This is a genomic window from Rhodococcus sp. IEGM 1372, from assembly GCF_030056835.1.
Lineage (GTDB): Bacteria > Actinomycetota > Actinomycetes > Mycobacteriales > Mycobacteriaceae > Rhodococcoides.
Map to the genome: position 1 here is coordinate 23,128 of NZ_JASHKS010000004.1, position 14,417 is coordinate 37,544.

Annotated in this window: 17 protein-coding genes; 5 read left to right on the forward strand and 12 right to left on the reverse strand. The window is 64.3% G+C overall.

The window, feature by feature from the left end:
• Positions 1-10 precede the first annotated feature (10 nt).
• The gene (locus QM590_RS06595) at positions 11-376 is read right to left on the reverse strand and encodes a DUF1330 domain-containing protein (protein ID WP_269594265.1); all 366 of its coding nucleotides are present in this window, start codon (positions 374-376) and stop codon (positions 11-13) included.
• A 159-nt stretch (positions 377-535) separates the two neighbouring features.
• On the opposite strand from QM590_RS06595, the gene QM590_RS06600 reads away from it, so the two are divergent.
• On the forward strand, positions 536-1,435 hold the full coding sequence (locus tag QM590_RS06600) for a 3-hydroxyacyl-CoA dehydrogenase (RefSeq protein ID WP_269594266.1): 900 nt from the start codon (positions 536-538) through the stop codon (positions 1,433-1,435).
• A 98-nt stretch (positions 1,436-1,533) separates the two neighbouring features.
• Here the strand turns inward: QM590_RS06600 and QM590_RS06605 are convergent, their stop codons facing one another.
• Positions 1,534-2,736, reverse strand: a complete 1,203-nt coding sequence (locus QM590_RS06605; RefSeq protein WP_269594267.1) for an RsbRD N-terminal domain-containing protein — start codon at positions 2,734-2,736, stop codon at positions 1,534-1,536.
• Positions 2,737-2,833: 97 nt separating this feature from the next.
• Here QM590_RS06605 and QM590_RS06610 point away from each other — a divergent pair, with 97 nt between their 5' ends.
• Positions 2,834-4,498, forward strand: coding sequence for an FAD-binding dehydrogenase (locus tag QM590_RS06610; protein ID WP_269594268.1), 1,665 nt, complete (start codon positions 2,834-2,836; stop codon positions 4,496-4,498).
• Between the two features lie 80 nt (positions 4,499-4,578).
• Here the strand turns inward: QM590_RS06610 and QM590_RS06615 are convergent, their stop codons facing one another.
• The 7 genes from QM590_RS06615 to QM590_RS06645 form a co-directional block, all read right to left on the reverse strand.
• On the reverse strand, positions 4,579-5,838 hold the full coding sequence (locus tag QM590_RS06615; RefSeq protein WP_082898875.1) for a PP2C family protein-serine/threonine phosphatase: 1,260 nt from the start codon (positions 5,836-5,838) through the stop codon (positions 4,579-4,581).
• Positions 5,839-5,853: 15 nt separating this feature from the next.
• Positions 5,854-6,297, reverse strand: coding sequence for an ATP-binding protein (locus QM590_RS06620; RefSeq protein WP_269594269.1), 444 nt, complete (start codon positions 6,295-6,297; stop codon positions 5,854-5,856).
• A gap of 28 nt (positions 6,298-6,325) precedes the next feature.
• Positions 6,326-6,715, reverse strand: coding sequence for an anti-sigma factor antagonist (locus QM590_RS06625; protein ID WP_269594270.1), 390 nt, complete (start codon positions 6,713-6,715; stop codon positions 6,326-6,328).
• 31 nt (positions 6,716-6,746) lie between these two features.
• Positions 6,747-7,103 (reverse strand): STAS domain-containing protein, encoded by a 357-nt coding sequence (locus tag QM590_RS06630; protein WP_269594271.1) that lies wholly within the window; start codon positions 7,101-7,103, stop codon positions 6,747-6,749.
• 158 nt (positions 7,104-7,261) lie between these two features.
• Positions 7,262-8,854 (reverse strand): phytoene desaturase family protein, encoded by a 1,593-nt coding sequence (locus QM590_RS06635; protein ID WP_269594272.1) that lies wholly within the window; start codon positions 8,852-8,854, stop codon positions 7,262-7,264.
• On the reverse strand, positions 8,851-10,170 hold the full coding sequence (locus QM590_RS06640) for an APC family permease (protein ID WP_269594273.1): 1,320 nt from the start codon (positions 10,168-10,170) through the stop codon (positions 8,851-8,853). The genes QM590_RS06635 and QM590_RS06640 overlap by 4 nt, the downstream gene beginning before the upstream one ends.
• Positions 10,167-10,604 (reverse strand): SRPBCC family protein, encoded by a 438-nt coding sequence (locus QM590_RS06645; protein ID WP_269594274.1) that lies wholly within the window; start codon positions 10,602-10,604, stop codon positions 10,167-10,169. Before QM590_RS06645 ends, QM590_RS06640 begins: the two co-directional genes overlap by 4 nt.
• Before the next feature lie 209 nt (positions 10,605-10,813).
• On the opposite strand from QM590_RS06645, the gene thiD reads away from it, so the two are divergent.
• The 3 genes from thiD (at position 10,814) to QM590_RS06660 (ending at position 13,530) form a co-directional block, all read left to right on the forward strand.
• A complete protein-coding gene (thiD, locus tag QM590_RS06650; RefSeq protein ID WP_269594275.1) occupies positions 10,814-11,605 on the forward strand; it encodes a bifunctional hydroxymethylpyrimidine kinase/phosphomethylpyrimidine kinase in 792 nt (263 codons plus the stop codon).
• A gap of 102 nt (positions 11,606-11,707) precedes the next feature.
• The gene (locus QM590_RS06655; protein ID WP_269594276.1) at positions 11,708-12,013 is read left to right on the forward strand and encodes a hypothetical protein; all 306 of its coding nucleotides are present in this window, start codon (positions 11,708-11,710) and stop codon (positions 12,011-12,013) included.
• A complete protein-coding gene (locus QM590_RS06660; RefSeq protein WP_269594277.1) occupies positions 12,010-13,530 on the forward strand; it encodes a Mur ligase family protein in 1,521 nt (506 codons plus the stop codon). Before QM590_RS06655 ends, QM590_RS06660 begins: the two co-directional genes overlap by 4 nt.
• Here QM590_RS06660 and QM590_RS06665 read toward each other — a convergent pair.
• The 3 genes from QM590_RS06665 to QM590_RS06675 all read right to left on the reverse strand — a co-directional run bounded on the left by QM590_RS06665 (position 13,527) and on the right by QM590_RS06675 (position 14,310).
• Positions 13,527-13,754 (reverse strand): hypothetical protein, encoded by a 228-nt coding sequence (locus QM590_RS06665; protein WP_269594278.1) that lies wholly within the window; start codon positions 13,752-13,754, stop codon positions 13,527-13,529. The genes QM590_RS06660 and QM590_RS06665 overlap by 4 nt on opposite strands.
• A gap of 28 nt (positions 13,755-13,782) precedes the next feature.
• Entirely contained in the window at positions 13,783-14,043 is a 261-nt protein-coding gene (locus QM590_RS06670; RefSeq protein ID WP_068046905.1) for a lipopolysaccharide assembly protein LapA domain-containing protein, read from the reverse strand.
• Between the two features lie 96 nt (positions 14,044-14,139).
• Complete coding sequence (locus QM590_RS06675) at positions 14,140-14,310, reverse strand: CsbD family protein (protein WP_008718579.1); 171 nt, start codon at positions 14,308-14,310, stop codon at positions 14,140-14,142.
• Positions 14,311-14,417: the final 107 nt, after the last annotated feature.

Consider the following 14,417-nt stretch of genomic DNA (forward strand, 5'->3'; position numbering starts at 1 on the left):
AAGGTCGAATTCACGACCACGGAATGGTGGCCTGCAGAACCGCCTCTTTCAACGCGGCGGTCCGTAACGCCGTCACCGTCTGATACTCGGGATCGGCCACCATCTCGCTGAACGCCTTACGTGACGGGTACTGGACCAGGAGCACTGCATCCCAGGCCTGCCCTTCCTCGGCGGCAAGTGCGGTCGAACCGTCGCCCGCGTACAGCACCGTCGCGCCGTAGCGCGGGAGGAAAGTCTCGTCCAGTGCTTTCGCATATTCCGCGTAGGAGTCGCGACCACCCTCGGCGAACCGAAGCAGGTTGAGCATCACCACCGGACCGCCGGGATCTTCTTCGAGGTAGCGCTTCAGGTCTCTTCCGCGGGGATCGACAGCCATTGTTCGAGTATGCGTGAACCGTCGATCCTGTGGAGTGTAAAGCGCTGTCGTCGGTCGAGTCGGTCCACTGTTGGACCCCACGAGACGATGGCTTCGCGCTCAGCGGTAGAACTTGGAGAGCGGGAAATCAGTGACTCCATAGAGGGAAGTGTGTCGTCCATGACCGAAGTCGATAACGTGACCGTATTCGGAACCGGAGTGCTCGGTTCGCAGATCATGATGCAGGCTGCCTACCACGGAAAAACCGTTGTGGGATACGACATTTCCGACGAACTGCTTGCCAAGCTGCCGGGTCGCTGGGAATGGATGCGCGGATACTACAAGCGTGACCTGAAGACTTTCGACGAGGAGCGATTCGACGAGGCCATCGAATCCATCACGACCACCACCAGCGTCGCCGAGGCCGTTTCGGACGCCGACCTGGTGATCGAAGCAGTTCCGGAGGATCTCGACCTGAAGAAGAAGGTCTGGTCGGATATCGGCGCGTCCGCTCCGCCGAAAACTATCTTCGTGACCAACTCGTCGTCGCTACTGCCCAGCAGTTTCGCCGAGGCCACCGGGCGACCGGAAAAGTTTCTTGCATTGCACTTCGCCAATCTCGTGTGGCGGTACAACACCGGTGAGGTGATGGCAACTGCTGCAACAGATCCTGTCTACTTCGATGTCGTATTGAGCTTCGCGTCGGAGATCGGTCTCGTTCCCGTTCCGGTCCGTAAGGAAATTCCGGGATACGTGCTGAACAGTCTTCTGATCCCGCTGCTGCAAGCAGGAGCCAACCTTTACGTCGGCGGCGTTGCCAATCCGGCGGACATCGACAACGTGTGGCGCATAGCCACCGGGGCACCCGCCGGTCCGTTCCAGATTTACGACACTGTCGGCTTCAACGTCGCTGCACACATCGCGCGCGCACACGGTGGCGAGGATCAGGTCAAATTTGCCGACATACTGCAAAAGGGTATCGACGCGGGAAAGACCGGTCTCGGGGACGGTGAAGGCTTCTACACGTACGACTCCGACGGCCGGCGACTCGATGCTGTCGAGTCGTGGAACATCAACTGAATCGCTCGATCACCGTCCCATTCAGGTGACGAGACCGCGTGTGGGTTCATGCCTGGGTGTCCGGGTTTTCGATGTGCCCGGCATTGCCGAAGACCGGATCAACCGAGTTGCCGCAGTTGAATCGCAGTGTCCAACGCGAGGCGATGCCACGCAGATCGGGGATCTCGGCCGGTCAGTTCCTGGGCTCGGCGCAGTCGGTAGCGCAGAGTCTGCGGGTGTACCTGTAGTCGGGTGGCGGCAGCCGTTGCCGTACCGGTGGCGATGAAGGCCGAAAGGCCCTGCAGAATATGTTCGTTCGCCGCCTCGGTCAGCGGACCGAGCACGCTACGTACCACCTCGCTCGTGTCCGCGGTGGGGCGCGCGGTCAGCAGTGCCAGCAGCTGACCGTCACCCTGATCGAGCAGTGCCCGGTCGTCGAACGCGTGATCCGGTGCAGTATCCAGCGCTTCCGATGCGAGTCGCCACGAACTGCTGATACCGGCAATGGTGGATCGCTCCACGAGGCATCCGCGCAGCATCAGGTCTCGACACGCGAGGTCCGCCTCGGCGCGGTGGATCGACGGTGGCAACAACACGATCGCGCGTTGCTCGCGCCGAGTGCACAAGTGGCTCCGCTGACCCGACGGCGCGGTGCGGTCCGGCGGAACGAGTCCTATTGCGAGGACCAGCGATTCGACGGTGTCGTCGGACATGGGTCGGCCCGGATCTGTCGATTGCACCACAAGCAGATTCGGGTGCGTGGGCAGCTTCAGGTCGAGTTCGCGAGAACGATCCGACACCGTCCCGGGTGAGTTGTGTCTGGCAGCCAGCAGGTCGTCGAGCAGCGCGGCATGCGCCTGCGCACGGTTGGATGTGAGCTGTTCGCGCGCAATGACGTATGCGCCGATGATTTCCTCGGAGATTGCGTCGATGGCGTCGAGCACGCCGAGGCCGAGTTCGGCAATGTCCGGTGGTTCGAGTACATCGAGATACTCGGTTGTCACGTGCCGAACGAACACGCTCGACGCGACTCGATACGCACGCAGCACATCGGCCAGCGGGCGTCCGTCCGCTGCGCGCGCGGCACCTATCGCACGGAATCGACTGTGATCGCGTTCGTCGATAGCCGAATCGCCGCCCGCCCACAGCGTCATCAGACGACGCAACGACCAGTAGGCGATGGCCTCGACATCGGCCAACTGCGCACCCTGCAGTGATCGGTAGACCGGGATCGCGTCGCGAATCGCGTGTACTGCGGATGCGACGACGGGGCCCAGCTCCGATTCGATCTTCGCGACTACGGCGACCCGCGCTGGGTGCATCGACCTACCTCCCACTCTTTGTCAGTATCTGATAAATCCTATAGTCATTTGAGGCGGTTTCCTTGAGATCCGGCACCGACGACAGCACAGTGGGGCAATGGACGCAGACGTGATCGTGGTGGGTGCAGGCTTGGCTGGACTGGTGGCGACCGCCGAACTGGCCGACGCCGGAAAGCGGGTGCTGCTCCTCGACCAGGAGCCCGAGCAGAACTTGGGCGGTCAAGCGTTCTGGTCGTTGGGCGGTCTGTTCATGGTGGACACCCCGGAGCAGCGACGCATGGGCATCAAGGATTCCGCAGAGCTCGCGTGGCAGGACTGGCTCGGAACCGCGACCTTCGACCGCGGCATCGACGATCCCGCGGGCGAGGATTACTGGGGGCACCAGTGGGCGCGCGCGTACCTCGACTTCGCGGCGGGGGAGAAGCGGTCCTGGCTGCACGCGCAGGGTGTGCGGTGGGTTCCCATCGTCGGGTGGGCCGAACGTGGTGGCTACCTCGCCGAGGGGCACGGCAATTCGGTTCCGCGATTTCACCTGACCTGGGGTACCGGTCCCGGGGTCGTTGCGCCGTTCGAGCGACGCGTACGTGAGGCCGTCGACAAAGGGTTGGTGCGCTTCGGTTTTCGTCACCGCGTCGACGAGTTCATCGTCAGTGCCGGCACAGTCGAGGGAGTCCGCGGCGCACTTCTCGAACCCAGTGCCGCAGAGCGAGGTTCGGGCAGTAGCCGCGTCGAGGTCGGCGAGTTCGAGTTGCATGCCGGAGCCGTGCTCGTGACGGCGGGCGGCATCGGAGCCAACCACGACCTGGTACGGGAGAACTGGCCGGCACGGCTGGGAACGGCTCCGAAGTCCCTGATCTCGGGAGTCCCCGAACACGTCGACGGACGCATGCTCGGCATCACCGAGAAAGTCGGTGGCCGTCTGGTCAACAAAGACCGCATGTGGCATTACACCGAGGGCATCAAGAACTGGAATCCGATCTGGAAGAACCACGGAATCAGAATCATTCCCGGCCCGTCGTCCATGTGGTTCGACGCGCGGGGGCGACGGTTCCCGGTTCCGAACTTTCCGGGATTCGATACTCTCGGAACGTTGAAAGCCATCCAGGACAGTGGATTCGAGTACTCCTGGTTCGTTCTGACGCAGAAGATCATCGAGAAGGAGTTCGCACTCTCGGGATCGGAGCAGAACCCGGACATCACCGGAAAGAACCTCAAGCTCGTTCTCGGCCGGGTGTTGCCCGGTGCCAGCGAACCGGTGGAGGCGTTCAAGAAGAACGGAGAGGATTTCGTCGTCGCCGACACACTCGCCGAACTCGTCCAGGGAATGAACAGGGTCTCCGGCGAAGATCTGATCGACCTCGCCGATCTGAAGCGGCAGATCGAGGCCCGCGACCGCGAGGTCGACAACCCGTTCACCAAGGACCTGCAGATCTCCGCGATCCACAATTCGCGTCGATCGCGCGGAGAGCGCATCGCGCGTACCGCCTCACCGCACAAGATTCTCGATCCCAAATCGGGTCCGTTGATCGCCGTGCGGTTGAACATCATCACGCGAAAAACATTGGGCGGCATTCAAACCGACCTGCAGGGCCGTGTCCTCGACGGCGACGGACAGGCGATAGACGGATTGTGGGCGGCAGGTGAGATCGCCGGGTTCGGTGGCGGCGGTGTGCACGGGTACCGCTCGTTGGAGGGAACGTTCCTGGGTGGGTGCATCTTCGGCGGCCGGCAGGCCGGACGCGCGCTCGCTGCGCAAGCGTGACAGTGGCGCGGAGTCGAATGCGATGCACAGAGTACCGCGATTTCGCTCGGTGAGCGAACTCGCGGCTCCGGCGTCGATTGCTACGAGTCGGCCTCGGGCCGGGGTACCTCGAAGGCGAGCAGTGCGACATCGTCCTGCAGGCCGTCCCCGAAGGATGCCAACAGTGACGTGAGATCGTCGACGATCTTCGGTGCAGTGGTCGCACCCTTTCTCGCAGCGAAGGATTCGAGGCCACCGTCGTCGTCGAAGCGCGTCCGCCCGGGTCCGACGATCGCTTCGGTCAATCCGTCGGTGTAGAACGCCATGACGTCGCCGGGGCGCAGGGTCACCGATGCCGATGCGAAGTGCGGCTCGGCCAACGCTCCGACCAACTGGCCACCTGTGGTGTCGACGAAGTCGACGACGGCGTCGTGCGTGATACGCAGTGCCGGCGGATGTCCGCCGCTGGCGAGGTCCACCACTGCGCCGTCCGGTCCCGGAGTGATGGTGCCGAAAACCACCGTGCAGAAACGTGGGTCGTCTCCGTGGAACTCGTGGTGCAGAACGGTATTGAGGTTGTCGAGCACCGCGATCGGGTTGCGGTCGAACACTGCGGCGGCGCGGAGGGTGTACCGGGTCAGTGAGGTCACGGCGGCGGCACCCGCGCCCTTACCGCTCACGTCACCGAGGAAGAAACCCCACGTCTGTTTGTCGAGCGGAAACACGTCGTAGAAGTCGCCGCCGACCTCGTCGATGGATGCGGGGTGATAGTGCGCTGCCACGTTCATGCCCGTCGGAGCCGACAGGATCGGCGGCAGCAGGGTGCGTTGCAGCGTCGACGCCAGAATCTGTACCTGGGTTTTCTCCGCCTCGGCCTGCTTGCGTGCTTCTTCCGAGGCCCCCAGTGCGTCCTGCGATCTGTCCAGAGCGGCCTCGGCATCGTCCTGGGCGGCCTCCGCGTTGTGGCGGGCGTCGACCAGATCCTTCTCGCGCACATGGCGTTCGGTTTCGTTGTGCAGCGTCATCGTCACCGTCACGGCCCCCTCGGGCGTGCGCAGACTGTTGGCCAGGATCGACACGGCTATTGCGGCACGTCGATCGGATGCGACGGTCAATTTCGCGTCCGCTCCGACCGGCGAGTCCGATTCCGACGTCGACACGACATCCATCAGAGCCGCCAGGATCGGCTCGAACTCGACCGTGAACAGGTCGGTGACCGACATTCCGACGAGCGTCTCGCGGCTGCGCGCTGTGATCCGCGCGGCGGCCGCGTTGGCGTAGAGGATTTGCGAGGTGGCGACGTCGACCGAGAACACGCCGCACGGTGCAGTGTCGAGTAGATCAGCAGCCGTAGCGGACATGGGGACTCCCTTCGGTCATGACGAGCGGGTGGCGGATCTCGATCGGTCGGTTGGTATCGGGTCGGTCCATACAGCAGTGACCATTGTGCCGAGACCGGGTCGGTGGTCGACCAGGAGATCGTCGGCCACCGCGGCTGCGAGTTGCAGGCCGTGACTGCGATTGGTCGTCGGATTCGGTGGACGCCACGTCCCGGTGTCGGAGATCGTCACCGTCAGCGCCCGGTGTTCGTAGGCGGCGGTGATCGTCATCGTTCCGGCCTCGGGCGCCGAGTGGTACGCGTGTTCGACCACGTTCGCGAGGGCCTCGTAGACCCCGAGGACGATGTCGTCCACCAGATCGTTCCTCACTCCGAGTTCGACGACCCACTGGTGCAACCGACGCCGAAGGGCTGTCGCCACGGCCGGTTCGGCCGACGCGGTGTGGGTCCAACGACTGGGAGCGAGACTGCTTTCGGTCATCGCGGAAGCCCGACTCGGTGTCGGCCGGTCATCGGTCGACCTCTGCATCGAGCGCAGCCGACCGAACGTGGGCAACCGCGTCGGGCACGGTCGTGAAGGTCGCCATCACCCGATCGATTCCGCTGAGTTGCACCGGCCGAACAACGACTCCGTCGACCGCTACCAGCGCCATACGTGAGGCATCGGGTAGCCGATCGCACACTCGCACCAGCACTGTGATCGCACTCGACGACAGGAAGCTGACGTCGGTCAGATCGACGACGAGACCTCCTGCTGCACTGTCGGCCGCTGGAAACGCAGTGGCGGACAGTTCGGGGATGGTGTCGAGATCCAGTTCACCTCGAACGGTGAGTACGGTGGCCGAGTCGTGCTCGGCTGCCACGATCTCGAACGGTCCTCCGGTCGGCTCCTCTGACATGTTCTCGACGTTACCTGTTGTCGAGTCGGATTCACGACCGAAACGTGTCGGCGAACAGGTCACCTGCGCCCAATACTTCCAGGACCATGCGCACCGAGCGTGCAGGCGCGAACACGGCGATCTTGCCCGGATGTACGTACGTGAAGTCGATGATCGCGTTGGCGACGCCGGAGTACATGAACGAGACCTCCGACAAGTCGACCGTCACCTGCACGGACGCCGATGCCAGGCGGTCGAGGCTGTGTACGAACTCGGCCCTGGTGGACATGTCCAGTTCGCCGAACGCGCGCAGTGTGTTGTGGCGGTCCGGTCGAACGACGGTCTCGAGTCGGAACACGCCCTCGTCGTCGCGAAGGGAGCGTTCCATGGTTGCGGTGCTGGTCAACATGTCTTTACCTCTTCCCCGAAGCGCTCGGACCGGTCGGTTTGCCCGCACGGTGCACGGCGCTGAGTTGTTGTGCTTTCAACAATGTCAGTGTCCGATTTCGGTAGACCTCGCCCGAGGTCTCGAACCGGTAACGAAAGATCTCACTTCGATAACGGCGTTCACCGGGTCAACATGTCGATGAGTGAACCGGTGACTTTCTTCTTCACCCAGCCGGTGACACCTCGCTGGCCGAGCGCTGCCCGGGCGGCATTGAGCCCGGCCGCTCCGTGCACTCCGCCACCGGGGTGCGCCGATGCAGAACCCAGGAACAGACCCTCCACCGGCGTCTCCGACCGACCCAGACCCGGTGTCGGGCGAAATATCAACTGCTGCTGCAGCTGTGCGGTTCCGCCGTTCACCGCACCGCCGTGCAGATTCGCGTCGGCACCGTACAGATCGCTCGGTCGCTGTACGACCCGCCCGACGACCGAATCGAGGAACCCCGGTGCGTGGGCGTCGAGGACTTCGTCCACCCGATCAGCCACGGTGTCGGCGGCCGCGTCGTCGACGACGCCTCTCGGCAGATGCGTGTAGGCCCAAGCGCTTTCGGTGCCCTCCGGTGATCTGCTCCGATCGGCAGTGGTCATCTGACCGAACAGCATGAACGGACTCGCGGGAAGGACTCCGGTCGTGAGATCGGCTGCCCAATGCACGAGACCGTTGTCGTCCGCACCGAGATGAACGGTGCCGGCATCGGCCAGAGACGGTGAATTCCAAGGGATTCTACGATCGAGCGCGTAGTTGACCTTGACCACAGGGGTGTCCCACTCGAAGGTGCGCAGGTCGTCGTGCACACGGCGCGGCACGGCGTCGTACGGAAGCAGCGATCCGTAGAGCGCCGGTGCGGACACGTCGGCCACGATCGCTCGGCGCGCCCGAAACGTGTCTCCGGCGGCGGTGTGCACCGCCCGAGCTCGACCGCCGCGCACCTCGATGTGCTCGACCGCCTGACCGCACTCGAGCACCGCACCCGATGCGGCGCCACGCCGAATCAACGCGGACGTCAACGCAGAGGATCCGCCCACGGGGGTCGGAAACCCGACGTCCTGGGCCAGCATCGTGAGCAGCCAGCCCATCATCCCGCTCACGGGGGCGTCGGTCGGGACGTCACCGTGCATGGCGTTGCCCAGCAGGAGGCAGCGAGCGGCCTCGCTGTGGAAGAGTTCGTGAGCCATCACGCGGGCGGGGAGGGCGGCGAATCGTGCGAAGCGCAGCGTCTCGGGAACGCCCAAGGCGTGGACGAGGCGTGCCGCGGGGACGACGGGTGGAAACGGTCCGAACAGCGAGTTCATGAAGGGCTCGCGAATGCGCTCCCACTGCTCGAAGAGTCGCAACCAGGTGCGGCCGTCTCGCGCGTCGTGTTCCGACAGCCGCGCGGCGGTGGTCTCGACATCGTGGTGGACGACCGGAGCGTCGGTGTCCTGCGGCGACCGCGCATGGCCGTACACCGCGGGGGAGTGGGACCACTGCAGCCCATGGCTTTCCAACTCGAGTGCCTTCATGGCAGGCGAGGCGAGCGCCAGCGGGTAGAACGCGCTGAAGAGGTCACTGGTGAAACCGGGAACGAGCTCGGCGCTGCGCACAGCGCCGCCGGGATGTTCGGCGGCCTCGAGGACCACGACGTCCCAGCCGGCGTCTGCCATCGCTGTCGCCGCGACCAAGCCGTTGTGGCCACTGCCGATCACGATCGCGTCTACTTCGGTCGTGGTCATCGGGATGTACTCCTCTGCTCGGTCTTCGTCCTGCCGGTCAGCACGGTACCGACGAAGTACAGCGCTACGCCTACCGCAAGAAGCAGTCCGGCGCGGAGCCACGTTGCTCCGGACTGCTGGGTCAGCAGTACGGCACAGGTGATCAGCGCCAGGACGGGAAGTGCTGTGGGCGTTCGGAAATGGTCGGTCTCGGCCCGGTCTCGGCGTAGTACGAGCACGGCAACGTTGGTACTGACGAAGACGAACAGCAGCAGTAGCACAACGGTTTCGGCCAGTGCCGCAACAGAACCGGTGGTGGCCAGGACCATCGCAACAGCTGTGGTCGCGACGATGGCGGTCCACGGTGTCTTGCGTCCCGGCAGAACTTCGGCGAGCACTCCGGGAAGCAGACCGTCGCGCGCCATTCCGAACGTCAGCCGCGATGCCATGATCATCGTCAGCAACGCGCCGTTGGCGACAGCGACCAGTGCGATCAGACTGAAGACCCACGGCGGAATGCCGGCATCCGCGGCAGCGACGACCTCGAGCAGTGGACCGGTGGACTGCGACAGTGTGTCGGCAGGCACGACCGTCGACACAGCAAGTCCGACGAGCACGTACACCACACCGGCCACGGTGACGGCACCGAGGAGAGCTCGTGGGTAGGCCCGGCGCACGTCCTCGACCTCCTCGGCGATGTTCGCGGACGTCTCGAAACCCACGAACGAATAGAAGGCCAGCAGAGCCGCGCCGAGAACCGCCAAGGTCGGTGTCGTCTCGTCGGTGAATTCGAGGACGCGAGAGGGCACACCGTCGCCGCGGCTCAACACCAGTCCGGCAAGGGCGATGACGACGACCAGCCCGGTCACCTCGACCACCGTCATCACGAGATTGGCGCGGAGTGACTCGGTGATGCCGCGCGCGTTGAGCAACCCGATCAACAGCAGGAAGACCGCTGCAGCGGGTACGGCAGGCACGTCCAGGAACACGCCCAGATAGTCACCCGAAAAGGCGAGTGCCAGCCCGGCCGCACTGGTGACACCCGCGGCGAGCATCGAGAATCCGACGAGGAACGACACCATCGGTTTGCCGTACGCCTGTTGGGCGAAAACCGCTGCGCCGCCCGCTCTCGGATACTTGGTGACCAACTCCGCGTACGACGCCGCGGTCAGCAGCGCCATCAGTAGCGCGACGAGCATAGGGAGCCAGATCGCTCCGCCGACCTCACCTGCGATCTCACCGACGAGAGCATAGATTCCGGCACCGAGCACATCGCCGAGAATGAACACGAACAGCATCTTTCCCGAAACTGCTTGTCGCAGTGGGGTATTGCTCACGGTGCAGTGGACCGCTCGGCCAGGAGTGCAAGCCTGCGCAGCGCCTCGGCATTGCGTGGATGCGCCAGAAGATGTTGGACCCGGTCGGGAACCAGATCGAAGGGTGCCGTGATTGCGTGCTCGATGATTTCGATGCGGCAGCCCGAGGCGAGAGGATGCAGCCGCACTGTTATCGAGGCCTTCCCGAACGGCAGTGCACGGGCTTCGAGCACCAGTTCGCGACCGGCATGGAGTCCCACCGACCGCGTGACGTCACTGAGTACCGCCGGCCACGCACCCACCGAATGATGAATGGAGCTGCCGACTTCGGGCCAGTTGCCGTCGACCGCGCGGATGCGGGACGCACCGACGACCCAGGTCGCATAGCTCCATCCGTTCGCCAGGACGTTCCAGACGTCCTCGCAGGTGGCTGACGTATTTCTGCTGGTGGGCACGATTCGGCCTCCGAACTCTCGTCGTTGTGCGTGAAAGCACGATCTTTGATCGTGCGCCGCTACTCCTGGGCTCGAAGTCGATGTACTGCGCGGTGTCGTCGGTTGCTCGCGAAAACGCACCGACTTCGACGTATGCCCCGAAACCGCCGGACCCAATCCCGTGGTGACCACTCGCGTCGGTGCCGATCTGCGATTGTCATACTGAGACCATGTCGACAATCGCGTACGTCATCGCTGGTTCGGAAGCCACCGGCGGAGCCGGTCTGCAAGCAGATCTCAAGACATTCGAGCGGCTCGGGGTCCACGGAGTCGGCACGATCACGTGCATCGTCTCGTTCGATCCGAAGGCGGGCTGGGGGCACCGATTCGTGCCCATCGACAGCACGGTCATCGCCGATCAGATCGAAGTGGCCACTGCCGCACACGATCTCGATGTCGTCAAGATCGGCATGCTCGGCACCCCCGTCACCGTGGACACGGTAGCGGCGTCGCTGCGCCTGCAGCCGTGGCGGCACGTGGTCGTCGATCCGGTCCTGATCTGCAAGGGCCAGGAGCCGGGTGCCGCACTCGACACCGACAATGCCCTGCGGCGCGAGATCCTTCCGTTGGCCACCGTGATCACCCCCAATCTGTTCGAGGCGCAGACCTTGTCCGGAATGGACGCCATCGACACCGTCGACGATCTGGGTGAGGCCGCCAAGAGAATCGCCGATCTCGGGCCTCGTTTCGTGGTGGTCAAGGGTGGCACGGGTCTGCCCGGCGACGAGGCCGTCGACGTCGTCTACGACGGGTCCGAACTGACCGTGCTGCGCGCCCCCAAGGTGGGCGAAGAGCGCGTGTCGGGTGCCGGCTGCGTGTTCGCCGCAGCCATCACCGCTGAGCTCGCGAAAGGAACGGACGTGCTCGACGCCGTCGCGACGGCCAAGGATTTCGCGCACGCCGGCATCGTCGGCCGACTCGCCAGCCACGCTCCGTTCGCGGCAGTGAGTTGGCACGACTGATCCTCCGATCCGACCTCAGGTTTACCGCCGGTGACTAGCGGGCAGCCGATACGAACCGCTTGTCTCGAATGGACGAACGGTCCGTATCCGGAGAGGATCCACATGGCAGACGAGAACACGAGCGAAGCCGACGCCGGGGCAACCGACGACGATCGGACGACGCGCGGGCACGCGGGTGAGGCAATCGTCGACACACGCAACTGGCCCGGGTACATCTGCATCGGAGTGGCATTGGTGAGTCTCGGTCTCACTCTCACCGCGGCAGGTTACGGATTCACCGGGTGGGTGTGGATCGGGGCGATTGCCGCGCCGCTTCTACTGGTGGCAGGGATTGCCCTGGTCCTTCTGGAGCGGAAGCGCGTCAAGGCTCGGGAAGGCAAATCCCTCACCGACCCGGCGGGTCATTGACCGAGTCCGCGGCCGACGGATCCTGGGAGTCGCCAGGCCTAGGTCTCGGAACGGCGCTCGCCGATATCGCTCGCACGATCGGATCACCTGTACCCATCGAATCCGTGCGCGTGACCGGGGCGAGCGACGATTCCCGGACGGTCCGGCCCGGAGACCTGTACTTGGCGTTTCCGGGCTCTCACGGCCACGGACTGAACCACGAACTCGAGGCGTACGAGCGCGGAGCGGTGGCCGTCCTGTCCGACAGGCCGTCGACCGTGCTGCCGACCGTCGTCGTAGACCATCCGCGCCGAAGCGCCGGCGCGGTCTGCGCACTGATCCACGATTTCCCCGCGGACGACATGGACGTCTACGGGGTGACCGGAACCAATGGAAAGACCAGCACTGCACTGCTGCTCGCTGCGGGGCTCGAGGCCTCGGGCGAGACGGTCGGCACGATGACCGGCATCGGACTGGCCGGGCCGGCGACATGGTCACCCACTGCGCGAACGACACCCGAGGCTGCGACGGTCCAGCGCACGCTCGGCCGCTTTCGAGACGAGGGCGCAACGGCTGTCGCGCTGGAGGTGTCCTCTCATGCAGTGTCCGAACACCGCATCGACGGTATGCGCTTCTCCGTGGTCGGGTTCACCAATCTCGGTCCCGATCACCTCGATTATCACGGCACCATGGACAGATATTTCGCCGCCAAAGCGGAGCTGTTCGCAGCCCACCGAACAGCAGCCGCGGCGGTGGGTATCGACGACGTGTACGGCAGAAGACTGGCCCAGCTCGTGGACGTTCCGTGCTGGAGGTGGTCGGTACTCGACACCCGTGCGGAGGTGTTCGGTGAGCACATCGAATGCACCGGCGTCGAGACATCGATGACTGTCCGAACACCCACGGGTTCGATCGACGTTCGACTGCCCCTTCTCGGTCCGCACCAGGCCGGTAACGCGCTTGCTGCGCTTGCCACAGCGCTGGCCGCAGGCAAGGATCCTGTGGAGGTCGCCGCAGGATTGGAGAGCGTTCGATCCGTTCCCGGACGGCTCGAGAAGGTCGATGCCGGGCAGCCGTTTCTGGCATTGGTGGACTACATGCACAACACCGCGGGACAACGCCGATTGTTGCCGTTCGTACGGACTCTGGTGACCGGTCGGGTGATCGTGGTCGTCGGGGCAACGGGTGAACGCGATCCGGGCAAACGCTTCCCGCTCGGAGCCACCGCAGCCGAACTCGCCGACGTGGTGATCGTCAGCGACGAAAGTCCGCTGTCCGAGGATGCCGACACCATCCGAGCTGCGGTGGCGGAAGGTGCGCGAGCTGCACGGTCGGCATCGGTCGTCGTCGAGCCGGACCGTCGTACTGCGCTCGCGCTCGCAGTGCAGATGGCCGAACCCGACGATGTGGTCGTGGTCGCGGGCCGCGGCTGCGATACCGAGCAGGCCTACGGCCACGACATCGTCGAATTCGACGATCGGGTCGTGCTCCGAGAAGTGCTGAAGGACCTCGGCCGAGAAACCGGCGACCGGCGCTAGCGACCGACGCGGCGGGACTTGCGGTCCTGCTTGCCCTGCGACTTGTCGGCTCGCTTCTGCGCGAATCGGCCGGCCGATTTCAGGCCCCTGGACACGAAGTTGTCGTTCCCCGTTCGCTTTTCGAGGCTCTGACCGGCGAAGGCCAGCAGTCGGGCGAGGATGGGTAGCCCGATCGCGACGATCAGGTAGCGGTAGAGGTACTTACGGGCAAGCAGGGGAAGCATCGGACATTCCTTCTGGGGTCGAAGTCGGTCAGCGGACTGCGCGTCGAACCTTGAGCGCTGCGGTCGCGGTCAGCGTGATGACGGCACCGACGACGGCTGCACCGAGCAGAGAGACACCCTGGCCGAGATCGAAGTTCCAACCCAGGAAGTTGATCGTGGTGTGCACGGTGTTCTGCAGCACGAAGATCACCAGCGCTGCGACCAGGACGAGCGTGATCAGGAGGGCGAACTTCGAGGCGAATCCGCCGCGTCGCTTGGGGGCCTTGGTCGTGTCTGTCGATGTGGTCATGAGGGGAATCCGTTCTCTGGTGTGAGGAAAAGTGGAAGTGAAAGGCGAGTGCCGCCGATCATCGAGATCGGCGGCACTCGATGTGATGGAGGGTGGTTACTTGAAGGTGTCCTTGATGTTCTCGCCGACCTTCTTCACGCCTGCCGAACCCTGGTCCTTCTTGCCCTCGGCCTCGAGGTCCTTGTTGTCGGTGGCGTCGCCCACAACCTCCTTGGCCTTGCCGATGGCGTCTTCTGCAGCGTTCTTGGCCTTGTCGATGAAGCTCATGGTGTTGCCCTTTCAGGTGGCTGTGATTGTTGGTAACGGATACTTAGTCGGTTTCCGCCCCCGAAAACAAACGCCGCTGTGATGTAGCTCATATCACTGCGGTGTTC

Bases quoted from the DNA above. Each gene is read 5' to 3' on its own strand.
- QM590_RS06595 (WP_269594265.1), bottom strand. From the start codon at position 376: ATGGCTGTCGATCCCCGCGGAAGAGACCTGAAGCGCTACCTCGAAGAA.
- QM590_RS06600 (WP_269594266.1), top strand. From the start codon at position 536: ATGACCGAAGTCGATAACGTGACCGTATTCGGAACCGGAGTGCTCGGT.
- QM590_RS06605 (WP_269594267.1), bottom strand. From the start codon at position 2,736: ATGCACCCAGCGCGGGTCGCCGTAGTCGCGAAGATCGAATCGGAGCTG.
- QM590_RS06610 (WP_269594268.1), top strand. From the start codon at position 2,834: ATGGACGCAGACGTGATCGTGGTGGGTGCAGGCTTGGCTGGACTGGTG.
- QM590_RS06615 (WP_082898875.1), bottom strand. From the start codon at position 5,838: ATGTCCGCTACGGCTGCTGATCTACTCGACACTGCACCGTGCGGCGTG.
- QM590_RS06620 (WP_269594269.1), bottom strand. From the start codon at position 6,297: ATGACCGAAAGCAGTCTCGCTCCCAGTCGTTGGACCCACACCGCGTCG.
- QM590_RS06625 (WP_269594270.1), bottom strand. From the start codon at position 6,715: ATGTCAGAGGAGCCGACCGGAGGACCGTTCGAGATCGTGGCAGCCGAG.
- QM590_RS06630 (WP_269594271.1), bottom strand. From the start codon at position 7,103: ATGTTGACCAGCACCGCAACCATGGAACGCTCCCTTCGCGACGACGAG.
- QM590_RS06635 (WP_269594272.1), bottom strand. From the start codon at position 8,854: ATGACCACGACCGAAGTAGACGCGATCGTGATCGGCAGTGGCCACAAC.
- thiD (WP_269594275.1), top strand. From the start codon at position 10,814: ATGTCGACAATCGCGTACGTCATCGCTGGTTCGGAAGCCACCGGCGGA.
- QM590_RS06655 (WP_269594276.1), top strand. From the start codon at position 11,708: ATGGCAGACGAGAACACGAGCGAAGCCGACGCCGGGGCAACCGACGAC.
- QM590_RS06665 (WP_269594278.1), bottom strand. From the start codon at position 13,754: ATGCTTCCCCTGCTTGCCCGTAAGTACCTCTACCGCTACCTGATCGTC.
- QM590_RS06670 (WP_068046905.1), bottom strand. From the start codon at position 14,043: ATGACCACATCGACAGACACGACCAAGGCCCCCAAGCGACGCGGCGGA.
- QM590_RS06675 (WP_008718579.1), bottom strand. From the start codon at position 14,310: ATGAGCTTCATCGACAAGGCCAAGAACGCTGCAGAAGACGCCATCGGC.